Raw genomic sequence first — 13704 nt, 5'->3', positions numbered from 1 at the left:
GACCTCGCCGAGATTCGCGTCAACACAACGGAATCACGCTTCGCCGCTTGTCTCAACTGACTTTTGCAACAAAATCGGCCATTAACCGAAGTCGCCGACCTTCAATCAATCGTCGCCAATTTACAAACCGTGGATTGCGGGATGCAACGTACCGAGCGCGCCGACAATTGCGAAGATTGCGAAACCCAAAGCGATCTCGATTAGACTATTGCGCGTAAGTTGACGCAGCACCTCGAGCTGCGCCTCATTCTCTGACGAAATGACAAGTTGAGGCGTCAACCAAAACCGGTTAGCCGCAGCGAACATCAGCATGATAACGAAAACGATAACCTTCAGCATCAGGAGTTGTCCATACTGGGTGATAAGCAGCGCGTGAACTGACCCAACCAGAATCCAAGAGTTGATGATGCCGCTTACCAATAGGGTTGCTACACTGACGATGCCCAACGTCGAGAATCTTTGGGCCGCGTCCCGGGCAAGCGACACCCATGCAAGAGCGTGATAGCGCCAAGCCGCGGCAAGCAGAAGCGCCAGCGAGACAAGACCTCCGAGCCAAGCTGCCGCAGCGATAAGATGCAACGCGTCGGCCATCAGATGCAGGTATCCCGTTTCGCCCGAAGTTGACCCAGCGTGGCCGGTCCATGCGATGGCTGCGATCAGGCCGAGGGCTGATGCGAGCCCTGACCAGCGCGATAGCGCTAGGCGGTCAGACGCCAAACAAGCGGCCAGAATAATCGCCAGCACGAAGCGAATTGTCGACACCAGTCCGAATTGCGTCTTATTCACTACCGTCGACAGCACCCCCGATGTCATGGCCTCACCGAAGTGCAGTCCACTCATCGACACTGCCTGCAATTGAAGCCAGATCACTCCGGTGGCTGCCGCGATGGCGAGACCGATCCATGCGGTCAGATGAATCTGAGACCGGACAACTGTTGTTGCTACCTGTGTCGAACGCAAAGCGGGCTCCGCTACCACCGCCCGGAAAATCAGAGTTCCGGCTATTATCGCGGTGGCGGCGAAGTGAATTGCCCGAATGACGATCAAGGGGCCGTCAATCCCCGCTCCGAGCAAGTCCATTGGCTTGGCGCGCGGCTTTACTGGCCGACTTGAAATGTGAAATTGCCGTCAGTCGTGTGCGTGTCGACCGAAAGCACATGCCATGTCACATGGTATGTTCCGGCACCGCCCGAACGCAGCGAGATTGACATCTGGCTGCCGCCAAAGCGCGGTTTTCCGGTATCGACGCGCTGACCGGCTGCGTTGGTCACGGTAACGTTGCTGAACGCTGGCTCCACCTTCTGCGTAAACCACAACGTCACCTCGCGCGGTGGGCTTGCGACCCTGTTGCCGACGCGGGGTTCGGCGTGGTCCAGAAAGGCATGGGCGGTCGCTTCACCGGTTGCGAGCAACGACAGCAGCGGGATGATTGAAATCAGAGACAAGCGTCGCATGATCAATTACCTCGGAAAGGGGCTTGCGGGCTGGACAGGGCCGCCGAACAGCGGTTTGCCGATCCCGCGCGGGTCGATATCATCGAGGTAGAGATGCAATTGAGCGAGCACCCCGACATTGGTCCCGCTTTGCCGATTGATCGGGATCAGCGCCTCGATGGCGAACTGAAAGGTGTTTCCAACCCAGATCACGCCGGGATTGATGGTGCCCGTCGTCATCGTTCCCGAGGTGAGCGTATTCGCCACCGGCGTCTGTAAGGTCGCTTCAACCAGCGGGATCAGGTGATTGATGAAGTCTGGCAGGCCGAGATCGACCACGGAGGACTTCAGGTAGGGCATGCTGTACTGGATCGTCGCACCCCAGTTCAGCACACGCGGATGGAACTCGGTGTCGACGGTCTGATTGCCGGTATCCGGATCGATGCCAAAGGTCGTTGTGAAATTCCTAGCCGGGATCGCGTAGCCGACCTGACCGGTGATCGCGACCGGTCTGATCCAGGACAGCGTATCCGGAAGGTCGCCAAGTCCTTTGCCAAAATAGATGTTCGGCGTGTAATGGTTGAAGGGTTCCGCGCCGACATTCGCCGCACCCGTGCCACCCCACTCGACGCTGAGCCCGACCGACATCACAAACTCATGTTCGACGTTCTTGAAGACCCTGTACTTGAAGGTGGAGTCGAGGTTCTGGAATCCGTTGGCTCCCGCTGCCGTCGGCCCCACCGGGCCGAGAAAGGTGTAAGTCGAACCGAACGACACCGCGAAATCCTCGGTGATCCGTTTGGAGAACTCCCCGGATATATCGCGCTGCCGCACAGGCGGAACATCACCGGTCTTGAAGCTGTCGACGGTTGGAAGCGACAGTTCGTCATTGACACCTGGGTCGTCGATGCCGAGCGTCGCAGGAAAGAAACGATTGCCGACGATCTCGTGGGCGACGCTTTGATTGAAGGGAACGAGCATTATCGCGAGCCCCGGCAGGCCCGCGCGCCAAAGACGGATAGACATGAAAATTCTCCGCAAGTTAAGTTGTGAACGCATCGAGGCGACCATTGGCCGCCAAGCTTCACGTCAACTGCGGCGGTGCGCGCGCTTGGGCGTTCGATCCGACTCGAACCGTCGGCTTTGGGTCTGCGGCTTCCAGCCTGGACACTCTCTGGTATAGGCGCTGCAGACTTACAAAAATAAGCGAAGGTGGCTCGACGGCGATGGGGCCACCATGGCCAGCCGCACAAAATACGCAGCAATCTCCATGATCATGCTGCGTCTTGGCCGGTGTCGTCTGCATATCCCCGGAGGACATTTCCGTGCAGATCGACGCCATATAGAGGGGATCAGTTACAGCGTAGGCGACCACGCGAAATGCCGCGATCGGTGCAAGCAATTGCACAAAGATCGAGAGCAGCACGATTGGAATAAAGACTTCCAGCCGCCGTCGCATGATTTTCCCCAAAACGCCTTGGGCGTCCTACCACCCGCGCTACCGCTTGTCGAGATTACTCGTGGCGTCGGAGGAGCGCTGGGATACTTCGCGATGGAAGATCAAGGAGCTTTCGAGCGAATCTAATCGACTATAGGTAGATCATTCGAGTCCAACTGCGATGTCCGAGTTGGGTCATTCGCGTCAGTTTTGGCACGTCTACCGCATATCCGGTTACGGGGTGATCTCGGAAGTTCCGGTTGGTCCGAGCCGGTTGAAGGCATCGGTTTGGCCGTGATTCAAGCGCGCCGACGAATTTGAAGATCGAGTACGGCAATGCAGCTATTCCAATGGAGGTGAGTGAGGCGAACACCCGCTGGAATAACTTCGCTACGTCCCTTCGCTTCGGTTGGCGTGCTTGACTACAACTCACTCAAATCGTCCGGCACCACACCAAACGACAGCAACACAACCGCATCCGCAAATTCACCGCTGCCCGGATCGCCGGTACGGCTGAACGCCACAGCGCCGATATGCCCCTCAGTCCGCGCCATTCGTTCGGCCTGCAGAATGGCAGCGCTTGCGCTAATGCATTCAACCGCTTCGCGCGGCTCAGGACCGTCATCGCCAGTGCCGAACGGTAGCGCTACGTAATAGGTTACATCGGCCATGATCGCGTCACCTGAAATGACCGGCCGCGATACAGACAAACACGATCACTAGAGCGGCAACCCATCCGGCCCGTTGAATGATCTTCCGATCACGCCACGGCAAGCGAGTGAAGTCGCGTTTGTTGGTCAGTTCGTATTCTCTTGCGAGCGCCATCCCATCACCGTTATCCCGAATAGGTATTGAATCTTCCGTGTCTCACGCCGCGCCGATATCCGTGCGAGATTTGCGCTTCTAGAAATTCGTTCGCCACGAGCAACGCCCGGATCGTCGCGCGCAAATCACCGTCACAAGCTTCAATCGCCCGCGCTACTGCGGCTTCCAAACTTTCGGCTTCCGCTTGATCGAGCTGTCGTTCGGCCTTCATGCCGATATTCCGTCTTGACCCATTAGGATACATGTTCCTATTTTGTTCTAATGGAGTCAAGCCGTCCCAAACGCAGTTTTCCACCCCCATGGCAGGTCCGCCGAGACGGCGCGGGACCGTTTGTCGTCATTGACGCCAAGGGCGTGCCGCTAGCCTATGTCCATTGCCGCGACGATCTTCAAGACATCGGCTTCGCGCACAATCATTTAACATCGGACGAAGCCAGGCGCATCGCCAACGGCATTGCCCGGTTGCCAGAGTTCATGATGCAGCGGAAGGACTTTCACCAACGCGGCGGCGGTGAATATCGGTGGAAGAAATCGCGCCCTTATCACGTCGCGCTTGAAGAAAGCTACGTTCGCGCGCATTGGGGCTTTATCGACGCGGTTTGCAAAATGAATAGTATCCCGTTTGATGCGACCCGCGAGCGGATTCAACGCGACGGATCGTGGTGTGTGTATGAGTTCGCGGTGCAGCTAGACGCGATTCAGTTTTGGGACCGCTTCGACGGGCGATGGCTTCGCGGCGAAGAGTTCATTTATCCAGATCGGCCGAAAGGCTTGCCGCAACTTCGCGAGCCGGTTGGTATGTATCGGTTTGGAAGACCACCGCCGAACCGATGATTATAGTGGGAGGGAACATGAGGGGCGTTGTGATTTCGGCTTTTGTGCTGGCGTGCATCGCGGGACAGGCTAGCGCTGCCAATTTCGCGCCGTTCAAAGTCGAGACTCAACGATTTAAGGCCGCGTATCAGTGTCCTCAATCCAAGGTTACCGGACCTATGTTAGGTGACGGTTCACTGTTCGGTTGTGTAAGCGGGGCGGCTCAGACTGCAAAATACTTCATCAATGAAACGCCGAAAGGCGGTCGCGTCGAAAACGTGAAGGTTATGTGGAACGACTGGTTTGACGACATCGGCTACGGTCTTCATGCAGACCGCAACGAAGCATTCAAGATGGTAGACGTACTGGCTGCCATGTACGCCCCGGCCGAACGAGACCACCTGCGCCAAATGTTCGAATCTCGCAAAGACAAAAAGCTAAAAGCGAATGGCTTCACCTTTTCTTACACGTATCGCCGGGGACCAAAGATCGATGAGCGTTTGATCGTCGTCACGCAGTAACGGGATTAGATAGGTCGCCGCGATGAGATACGCTGTCCTCTTAGCCGTATTGACTTTAGTCACCGGGACATTCGCCCAAGAGCCGAAAGCCATCAAGACTGTCAAAATCACACAATCGCTCAACGATACAGCACTTTATGAAGTGAAAGACGACGGCACGGTGTTAATCGATTGGGATAAAGTCGAAGCGCTCGCAGCGAGCAAGCAAAACCCCGTGCTCTTGCCGCAGGCTCAGGTCATGTTGGCAATCCGTGACGGCAAGTGGAAAGCCATGGATCAAGCGAGGTGACCCCAAGATTTAACCGTCTCTTGGTCGCAACGCTTGTCACGCTCATTTCGTCGCCTGCACTCGCGGAAACAATCATAGGCCAAGCGTCCGTCATTGACGGCGACACGCTCGAAATTCATGGGCAGCGTATCCGCCTGTCCGGTATCGACGCGCCCGAATCATCCCAACTCTGTCGCGGTGACGACAGCTTGCAATATCGCTGCGGTGCCAAGGCCGCGAACGAACTTGACGAGCATATCGCGGGCAGGCTCATAAGCTGCGAAGGCGTCGGCAAGGATCAATACGGGAGAGTTGTAGCGGTCTGCTCAATCGATGGCGAAGACGTTGCATCGTGGTTGGTGAGCAACGGCCTCGCGTTCGATTGGCCTCGATACTCAAAGGGCAAGTATGCTGGCGCTCAGAAGGAAGCGGAGCGCGCGGGCCGTGGTGTTTGGGCTGGGAGTTATGTTGTGCCGTGGGCCTACCGGACTTGCATCAGGGATGGTGGACGGCCTAGCGGGTGTTCGGATGATGCGAACGCTCGATAAGAAAGAAAGTGCATTGCTATCGATCATTTTCAGAATTTTGTAATCCCGTTACGCAACACTACCCTATCTCACAGGGGATATTGTCGTGGATGACAAAGTGAAACTCCGCTGCCCGGCCTGCACTCGTATTTTCAGCGAGGTGGCCAGCCGCATCCGCGACGAAGCGCAGGTCAATTGCCGCAACTGCAACAAGCTGATTACTCTGACCACGGAAGACCCGTTTCTGCGCCGAGCGCTCAAAGCCGCACGCGAAATTAGAGCCGCAAAAGACGCGGCGGTCCACGCGGCGATATATAGCGGCGTGGCATCAGCCCCAAAGCGCGAAACGCCTTAACGGCGCCAGGTGTCAGCCGTGTCGCCCGCACAATACGCAACCCAAGCCCTATTTTTCGCCGCCGCTTCGCCAGCGCGCGTCCGAAACGCGCCTGTAAGCCGCTTCCGTTGCGTCTGACACGAGGTGCGCGACAAGCTTGTTCGCAAACCTCGCGCGGGAAGTTCGTCATATCGCCGGCCCAATCGCGGAACGTTGGCCTAAACCCGAGCATGGTTGCGAGCCGAACGTGGGGTATGGGCCGGCAGCTGTGTCGTGCCGGCGGAGCTATCGAACTTGTATTAGGAATGAAGGACGGCATAGTGATTGTGAGCCATCCTTCGTTGCGGGGCGCGGATGACTGCTGCGGCAAAGCTCCTTCAAGGCGCTTACAAAGAGGAATTAATTTACACGACGGCGCGATGAAACAATCCGGACAGCTCACAAAAAAACGATTCGCGCTTTGTCAATTTTTGACGCACAATCTCCCAATATCCTTTCGTATATGACGAAACCCCCTAAATTGCGCTCAGCCTTCCTCTAGCGGAAAGGAACAGCGTCATGAATCAGCGTGCCCGCGTCAAGCACGAGAAGACCTTCCAACAGCGGCTCAACGACGAGGCTCTGCATCTCAGGGACGAGGCCGCAGCCCTCACGTCCGGCAAGGACCGCAAGCTTCTTCTGAAGCGGGCCGACCAGGCCGAGAAAGCCTCGCGCATAGACGCGTGGCTCTCATCCTCCGGACTGCGGCCGCCGACATGACCGACATATCCAAGGCCCCGATACTGCTGCACGCGACCGATGCGCTTCGGCGTGCGCGCAAACTCCCTGCCGGCGCAGCGAGGAACGACCTTCGCCAGCTAGCCAGGGGATTGCGAGACCTCCATAGGCTCGAAGCGCTCGCTCCTCTTCGAAGCCTCGAAACAATCGGCTCCGAGAGCATGCGGTGATGAGCGGCGCGGACAACCTCAAATGGATGTCCGATCAGAACATTGGAAGATACCGCGCGATAGCGGACGAGTGCCATGCCCACGCCGAGCAGGCAAGGTACGCGCCCGACAGGGAGGCGTGGCCGAAGCTCGCCGCCGACTGGAACGCGCTCGCCGAGGACGTGCTGCGGAGGGGCAGCAATGGGTAAGCGGGACCGTGCACTCTTGGGAGTACGCGCATGAGCAAACCAACCCGAGAGCAGATCGAGCGCCGCGCGTATGAGCTATGGCAGCAAGCCGGCTTTCCTAACGGCAGGAATAAGGAGTTCGAGCATCAGGCCGAGCAAGAACTGCGCAATCAAGAACGCTCGATTGGAGCGCCAGCCATGAAACATGACAAGGCGCATCTTTGATTGTTGAAATAACGTAGGCCATAACGACGCCCACTTTATCTGGCTATCGTCGCGCTGTGGGCCGGATCGTATGTCGTGCCGTGGGCCTATCGAGCGTGCATCAGGATGGCGGACGGCCTGCGACTTGTTCGGATGATGCGGGCTCGCGGGATTAGACGAATCTTCTCGCAACCATGAACATGTGCCCCATCCTGGACGAATGGCGTTGCGGCGATCTATACCTGCGTCGATATGAAATGCACGCTCTAATCTAGGCCCCATTCCAGGCGGAACCACTCTAATTCACGTTCGAAGAACGAGACATGCGCGCCGACTGTGCGCTTCCAATCGGAGCCGTGACGGCCGCCGTGATCGCGATAGGGTATCCACGCGTCCCGACCGCGACGTAGCTCCCTCACAATGTGACGAGGGACATCGCCGGCGGCGGCGCGAATGCGTTGGGTGTATACTCCGGCCACCACGTACGGCCGCCTAACGTCGTCGTTATATGTCTCACGCTGCGCAGACCACAATGCGTGCGGTAACACTTTGCCATGATGTTTGCCCAGAGCGCGAAGCAAGACACTCTCTGCCTCGGTCGTTGATATGGGAAAGAGCGTTCCAACGTATCCGCGCGCGCCGCCGAACATGAAGTTTGTCGCCAACCTTCGCCATGAAACGCAGGCATTGTTGATAACTATCGGAGTGCCTTCATTCGCGACCGATCGAGGCAGCGCTATGAAGTTGTTATCGTGCATTCTAAGAGCCGCAGACCCTACGACGCGATCCACTGTCTCCTTGGTCACAGGCTCCAACTCGTTATCGCCCTTAGCTCGCGCACGTTCCATAAAATCCAGTATGGCCTTGCCGACATACAACTTTGCTTTCTCAGCTGGATCATTCCACGGTACTCCATCGAGCGAAACAAAGCGCATGAACTCCGTGACGTGCAAAAGGTCTTTCTCCGAAGTGCGCCCGATCCCGAGTGCTATGTCCACCACCAAGTTCCGATCGATTCCTTCAGAATCAGTGAATTGATATGTCCAACGATAGCCGGAGACATCGCCGCAGTGCGTCGCAATCACGAGCAGATCGTACGGAAAGAGTTCTATCATCTCGGAAATCGAAGTAACGTTCGCAGCCGGTCCCTCATAGACCCGCGCGAAGAGGCGCTGCTCCGATAATATCCTTGCAGCGGCACTGATCTCTGGTGCGGGTGTCGTCTCGGGATTAACCAAAGCGGCGACTTGCACGCCCCGCGCATTTGGCTGCTCGGCGGCAAAGCCGTGAATAATCGATATTCCTAGATCAAGGCCAAAGAGGTGCGTCGAAGGCACCTCCGGAAACGCGAAGCCAAATGGAAGACCGTCCGAGATAAACGTTATCGAGCCGTTCGCTGGGATTGGTACGTTGCCGGCGATTGCGCGTAGCTCGCTCCGAAGCTCTCGTAGGGCGTCAGTGGCCGATCGGTCGCGATCGTCATACACCGAGTAGAATCGCTCAAGGATGTCGTCTGCATGTTCGCGTTCAGTCTGAGAAATTAAGAACAGGCCTGCGTCCAACGCGTGAGCGTAATTGGCAGCAATGACTTGGTCCAGATCATCGCCTCGTTCGCAAATGACCAGGTGATTTGACTTCGGCGCTACATGTATTTCCTCGCGGGAGGAGCGGTTTTCGAAGGCTAATATACGTTTGGAGCGAAGTGCCTGGAGCAAACCAATTCCGATGTTATCTCGTCCCCACATCAGAGGAGATTTTAATTGAGCATCGCCATTCATCAGTGCGCTGAGATCATCGCCTTCGTTCACCCACGTTATGCGACTTCTCGGAAATTTGTTTTCGAGTGCGCTAGCAGAGTCACGTGATAAGCCTGCAAGTATGATCCGTTTTGCTCGGGAGCGAGCAACCGCATTTGTGCGCCTGATAACCTCAGCGTCTCTATCTGGTCGCTGTAGTCGGGGGCCGTCGATGATTGGAAGGTATGTGCCCCTCACCGATAAGATGGAGGAGAGACGGGCAGCGAGCTGTGCACTCGCCGAGATGACAATCGTATCTGAAAGAACTGGAGTCTTGAGCAATTGAGATTGAATCCAAAAGGTTCTGCGAATCGATGGGGAATTATAGTCGGCTTGGTACCGATCGCCCATCGGCATCAACGAGTATCTCGCGAGCGCGAGATGGCGGCAGATTTTGGAATCCGCCTCACTGCGTCATTTGCAAACGTTCCTTAGGCCGATCAGGCCGTGTCTGTTCTACCCTTTAAAGCGGACAATCCTGGATTCATGAGCCAAACACTAGATAGCGTCCCGTAAAAAACCGCCCGTTCCTCCATCAAGCCTCACCGTTTCACCGAACGCGCGGCCGACGTGAGCGTCGAAGATGACTCTTAGGTACGGGTGGTTCGGCCCGCAGACAAATTCTACGACTTTAAGGTTTTCGCTTAGGTTTTGCTGGGACGGCATTTCTTAGCTTTGTAATGTCGGCTTTCAAAATAAAGCTTCGGTGGACGAACGATTCAATTATTTGGAGCATTGTTTCAAGCTGCGCTTCGGTCGGCTTCCAACCCCGGTGAGCAGATGCGTTCCCTGCTTCAGTCATGATGGATAGTGCATCCCGTTCGTTAGCGCCGATGTGGCCGCCTATTACGAGATCGTCAATCTTATCTTTGAACGTCTTCGCGGGATCGACCGACAGCAGCTCGGAGCCTCGGTCGAATGTTGTTCGAATGCCGATAGCCGCGAGCACATCAAGGTCAGCATCAAGTGCAGAATAAACATCTCGAAGAAGCCGATACAAGTCAGTATCAACCGTTGGTAACTTATCGAGCCACGCTGGCCGTTGGCGTTTTGTTGGGGGCGGCCAGTGCTTAATATCCTCATTGAGAATAAATTCGGTTTCTCCGGTAAATTCATTCTCGATCAAGTCATAGTCTTCTGAACAAGTCATATTCGTCTGGTGATAAACTGTCTCACACGCTGGGCACTGCAATATGCGATGATCTGTACTAACCGAAATGTCATCTTGGGATTCATTGCGAGTGAACTCTCCCTTGATTATCGTCCATCTATCCGGCCCGCACTGGGGACAGTGCCCTTTAACTTTGACTTTCTTCTCGATAGCCATGCTCAAAACCCCTGATACAAAATCTCGCCGCCAGCATGTCGCTGCGTGATGTGCACGCGAATGCGGAATTTGGCCAGTTTGCGGTACGCTGCCGTCTACGACAAAGACGGCATAAAGGCTATCCAGCCGATCAATCGTATCTATATTATCGACTGTCTTTCTCGGCACCGGGCATTGCTCCCCTATCCCACCGCACGCGAATCTCACCAACCACCGGCTCGGACTGCCCCACATAGAAGCGCCAGCGCCGAGCCTCTGACACACAATAAACTTCAGCGTAGAGCCCGCCCACGACTCTCTGAGTCGGCCCGTTGGGGAAAGCTCTGAGACCAACGAGCCGGCGTCGATCCTCTGAATTGAAACCTGCCTTGCCCGAGCAATCTGTGCTCAGCGGAGCTACAACTGCACCGGCCAGATGTACTCCACGACACCAACAAGGCGAGTTACGTGCGTCTGTGCATTCAGAATGCTGTTGATTGCGCGGTCGTACGCCCGGCGCTTGGTGTCATCCTTGGCAGAGTCTCCGGTGCCGTAGCGGCGCATGAACTCATCGCGGACATGATCGCTACGGACAACCCTCTTACACGGCTCGCCCTCACACACCTCAACGTCGGCACCGTGCTTAATCATAGCCTCACTGATCGACTCTAGCAGCGTGCGAACACCACGCGATGGCGACCCGCCCTTGCTACCCGTCCCCACCGGGACGTACTGCACGTATCCGGGTGTGATGTCGTCGCCGTCTCGGTCAACACCGATTACGACCTGCTCGATCGTGAATGAGGTTAGGGGGCCGGGGGTGCTAGCCCGAGTCTTCGCGAGTGAAATACTACGCGGGCCATCAACCTCTCCGGTCTGTGGATGGATGCTCGCGAGAACGGCAATGGCCGCATCGCACCCCGCGCCAAAGGCGCTTGCGCCACGAATGCCGGTATCGGCGATCTTGCCCATGTGGTGAATCGGCATGATCAGGACATTCAAATCCCGCGCGATCTTGCCCAGCTTCGCCATGAAGGTTCCGACCTTGGCGTTGTCGTTTTCATCTTCGAGCAAAAAATACGCTGCCAGCGTATCGATTACGACAAGCCGCAGAGGCCGGTCGGGATGGTGGTTCTCGCACTCGTTCTTCGCTTCCCGGATCATGGTGCCTAGGTTGGCTAGAACGGCGTAGGTATCCTTCGCCGGTTCAGGCTCCACCCATAGGAACGGGAAATGGTCGGCATCAATGCCGGCGTTGAACTTCGCACGTCGCGCGGCCTCAAGGCGCTGCTCCACGATGCCCGCACCCTCCGCCGCAATCCACAACACGGCTCCGGGTTTTGTCTTGCGGCCAAGAAATTTCTCGCCGTGGATCAGGGACAACGAAAGGTCGAAGCCGATAAACGTCTTGCCGCTCGAATACTGGCCGGCGAGTATGGCGACGCCGTGCAAGGGGAGAATGCCCTTGATCAGGTAGTCGGCCGTCTCGAACTGCTCCGGAACGAAACGCTTGAATGAAGAGCCGGGCACGTTGGTGGCAACGCGCGGCCGGTTATCATTGTCGTGGGGCGGCCTTTCAAAGAGCTTGGGCAGCGGAGTCATGGTAGTTACTTTCGATTCTTAGAGATTTTGATGGTCGCGCGCCCGAAGTCGCTCGAGCGTCTTCGGGCCATTGACCAGAACAATTTTCGGCTCGTCGTCTGGAAGACGTTCAAGCAGCCAATTCAGCGCGGCGCTCTTGTCACAGTCGCGCGCCCGCATGACCAAATCGATCGGCGTGTATTTCTCGCCAGTGCCGAAGTCTTCAATACCCTTGCGGACGATGCTGAGATTCCGCTTGCGAAACTCAAGCGCTCGCCCGGTGCTGGAGGATCGCCAGTGCGCGACGGCCTCGAAACCACCGGGCTTGCGGCGGGCTTTGTAGAGATGAAGGTCCGGCACCCAGCAATCGAGGTTCGCCAGCGCGTCATCATTGGCTTGACGATAGATGCTGCGCCCGCCTGACACCGGGGCGGTGTTGCGCGCCTGGGTCGTTGCCAACGTTGCCGGCCTCTCGGCTTCAGGATCATAACCGAACGGCTTCAGAACTTCGCCGATGCGCTCGGCGATGTCGTCCGACAGTTCCGGCAAGTCTTCGACGCGGAAGTCGGCAAGCGTGTAGTCAGTCCACCAATAATAGGGCTCGCCCGTGTCTGGATGGATCGACGGCGGCAAGACGGTCTGCTTGCCTTCGGCGAGCAGATCAACGAGACCGGCTCGTTCTGGCGTGCGAAAATTCTTCGACCGAATCTTCTCGGTGTCGCCGCGATAGAAAAGCGAGATGCCCTTGCGCCCCTTCTTCTGCACCGGGCTCGGCGGCAGGATTGCGAGCAGTGATTCGACGGCTTCTTCGAGGTCGATGTCAATGCAGATCAGGCCACGACCCAGCGCGACACCGATGCCGGCATCTTCGGCGGTGCTGATCATACGTGCCCATGCCCGGACCGTGTGTTCGGAAACCTGTTCCGTGCACCACTTCTCCCAGCCGAACGCCAGACGCCATTCACCACCGAAGCGAACGCCCGGTGCCTTGCCTTCCGGCACCTTGCGTCCGTCAGGGCGGGGCTGGCAGCGTGGCGCAATGACAAGCGGGTTATAGCCCCGTGCCACTAGCGCCAGCGCGTGTTCTTCAAACTCGGCGCTACGCATGTCAGTGCGCCTGACTCGCGAGCCAGCGTTCCGGGTTGCTACAACGATGCGGATGAGCCAGCATCCGATCGCATTCTGACTTCAGAAATTCTAGCGGCGTGCCGTATCGCTTCGCGTCGTAATATCGCCAATCACCCGCGTCGCCATCGGCATAGATGTCCGGGTCGCGAGTGGTGATCTTAAACATGAAAAAGTCGCGGTAGACTTTACTCGGCCGCACCAGCAATCGGAACTTCGCTTCCGGATGCGCGGCAAAGAACTCCGCGTCGCTCTCGGCGCGAAACACGACGCGCCAGCAACCACGATACCAAATCGCGAGCGGTGCTTCACCGGCCGGTACATCAACCGGACGCCAGCGGCCGTTCTTGAGAAAGATGAAATATTGAGGGCTATTGGATTGTGTTGCAGTAGAGACTTGTTGCGGATACATTGCAGGA

Annotated in this window: 19 protein-coding genes; 8 read left to right on the top strand and 11 right to left on the bottom strand. The window is 56.9% G+C overall.

Features of this window, described 5'->3' with window-relative positions:
* Positions 1-120: 120 nt before the first annotated feature.
* The 6 genes from copD to ACSZOQ_RS07065 form a co-directional block, all read right to left on the bottom strand.
* Positions 121-1080, bottom strand: a complete 960-nt coding sequence (copD, locus tag ACSZOQ_RS07090; RefSeq protein WP_439925281.1) for a copper homeostasis membrane protein CopD — start codon at positions 1078-1080, stop codon at positions 121-123.
* A gap of 17 nt (positions 1081-1097) precedes the next feature.
* The gene (locus tag ACSZOQ_RS07085; protein ID WP_439925280.1) at positions 1098-1454 is read right to left on the bottom strand and encodes a copper resistance CopC family protein; all 357 of its coding nucleotides are present in this window, start codon (positions 1452-1454) and stop codon (positions 1098-1100) included.
* 6 nt (positions 1455-1460) lie between these two features.
* Positions 1461-2459 (bottom strand): hypothetical protein, encoded by a 999-nt coding sequence (locus ACSZOQ_RS07080; RefSeq protein ID WP_439925279.1) that lies wholly within the window; start codon positions 2457-2459, stop codon positions 1461-1463.
* A 58-nt stretch (positions 2460-2517) separates the two neighbouring features.
* A complete protein-coding gene (locus ACSZOQ_RS07075; protein ID WP_439925278.1) occupies positions 2518-2892 on the bottom strand; it encodes a DUF2946 domain-containing protein in 375 nt (124 codons plus the stop codon).
* 401 nt (positions 2893-3293) lie between these two features.
* On the bottom strand, positions 3294-3542 hold the full coding sequence (locus tag ACSZOQ_RS07070) for a hypothetical protein (RefSeq protein WP_439925277.1): 249 nt from the start codon (positions 3540-3542) through the stop codon (positions 3294-3296).
* A 164-nt stretch (positions 3543-3706) separates the two neighbouring features.
* Positions 3707-3907, bottom strand: a complete 201-nt coding sequence (locus ACSZOQ_RS07065) for a hypothetical protein (protein WP_439925276.1) — start codon at positions 3905-3907, stop codon at positions 3707-3709.
* A gap of 50 nt (positions 3908-3957) precedes the next feature.
* Between ACSZOQ_RS07065 and ACSZOQ_RS07060 the strand changes: the two genes are divergently transcribed.
* From ACSZOQ_RS07060 to ACSZOQ_RS07025, 8 genes are all read left to right on the top strand, one after another.
* Positions 3958-4530 carry a hypothetical protein gene (locus ACSZOQ_RS07060; RefSeq protein WP_439925275.1) on the top strand — a complete coding sequence of 191 codons (573 nt, stop codon included), beginning with the start codon at positions 3958-3960 and terminating at the stop codon, positions 4528-4530.
* 17 nt (positions 4531-4547) lie between these two features.
* A complete protein-coding gene (locus ACSZOQ_RS07055) occupies positions 4548-5030 on the top strand; it encodes a hypothetical protein (protein WP_439925274.1) in 483 nt (160 codons plus the stop codon).
* 22 nt (positions 5031-5052) lie between these two features.
* Positions 5053-5319, top strand: coding sequence for a hypothetical protein (locus tag ACSZOQ_RS07050; protein WP_439925273.1), 267 nt, complete (start codon positions 5053-5055; stop codon positions 5317-5319).
* A complete protein-coding gene (locus ACSZOQ_RS07045; protein ID WP_439925272.1) occupies positions 5316-5846 on the top strand; it encodes a thermonuclease family protein in 531 nt (176 codons plus the stop codon). Before ACSZOQ_RS07050 ends, ACSZOQ_RS07045 begins: the two co-directional genes overlap by 4 nt.
* Before the next feature lie 85 nt (positions 5847-5931).
* On the top strand, positions 5932-6180 hold the full coding sequence (locus ACSZOQ_RS07040; RefSeq protein WP_439925271.1) for a hypothetical protein: 249 nt from the start codon (positions 5932-5934) through the stop codon (positions 6178-6180).
* Positions 6181-6717: 537 nt separating this feature from the next.
* Positions 6718-6918, top strand: a complete 201-nt coding sequence (locus ACSZOQ_RS07035) for a hypothetical protein (RefSeq protein ID WP_439925270.1) — start codon at positions 6718-6720, stop codon at positions 6916-6918.
* A 187-nt stretch (positions 6919-7105) separates the two neighbouring features.
* Complete coding sequence (locus tag ACSZOQ_RS07030) at positions 7106-7294, top strand: hypothetical protein (protein ID WP_439925269.1); 189 nt, start codon at positions 7106-7108, stop codon at positions 7292-7294.
* A 30-nt stretch (positions 7295-7324) separates the two neighbouring features.
* The gene (locus tag ACSZOQ_RS07025; RefSeq protein WP_439925268.1) at positions 7325-7498 is read left to right on the top strand and encodes a DUF2934 domain-containing protein; all 174 of its coding nucleotides are present in this window, start codon (positions 7325-7327) and stop codon (positions 7496-7498) included.
* Positions 7499-7743: 245 nt separating this feature from the next.
* On the opposite strand, the gene ACSZOQ_RS07020 is transcribed toward ACSZOQ_RS07025, so the two are convergent.
* The 5 genes from ACSZOQ_RS07020 to ACSZOQ_RS07000 all read right to left on the bottom strand — a co-directional run bounded on the left by ACSZOQ_RS07020 (position 7744) and on the right by ACSZOQ_RS07000 (position 13697).
* Entirely contained in the window at positions 7744-9285 is a 1542-nt protein-coding gene (locus ACSZOQ_RS07020; protein WP_439925267.1) for a hypothetical protein, read from the bottom strand.
* 619 nt (positions 9286-9904) lie between these two features.
* The gene (locus tag ACSZOQ_RS07015; protein WP_439925266.1) at positions 9905-10600 is read right to left on the bottom strand and encodes a DUF4145 domain-containing protein; all 696 of its coding nucleotides are present in this window, start codon (positions 10598-10600) and stop codon (positions 9905-9907) included.
* Between the two features lie 396 nt (positions 10601-10996).
* Complete coding sequence (locus tag ACSZOQ_RS07010) at positions 10997-12181, bottom strand: AAA family ATPase (protein WP_439925265.1); 1185 nt, start codon at positions 12179-12181, stop codon at positions 10997-10999.
* Between the two features lie 18 nt (positions 12182-12199).
* Complete coding sequence (locus tag ACSZOQ_RS07005; protein ID WP_439925264.1) at positions 12200-13267, bottom strand: bifunctional DNA primase/polymerase; 1068 nt, start codon at positions 13265-13267, stop codon at positions 12200-12202.
* A 1-nt stretch (position 13268) separates the two neighbouring features.
* Positions 13269-13697, bottom strand: a complete 429-nt coding sequence (locus ACSZOQ_RS07000) for a hypothetical protein (protein ID WP_439925263.1) — start codon at positions 13695-13697, stop codon at positions 13269-13271.
* Positions 13698-13704 lie beyond the last annotated feature (7 nt).

Source organism: Nitrobacter sp. JJSN (assembly GCF_051912485.1).
Taxonomy (GTDB): domain Bacteria; phylum Pseudomonadota; class Alphaproteobacteria; order Rhizobiales; family Xanthobacteraceae; genus Nitrobacter.
Note: the sequence above shows the minus strand (reverse complement) of the source record. Positions and strands in the feature narration are given on the sequence as shown.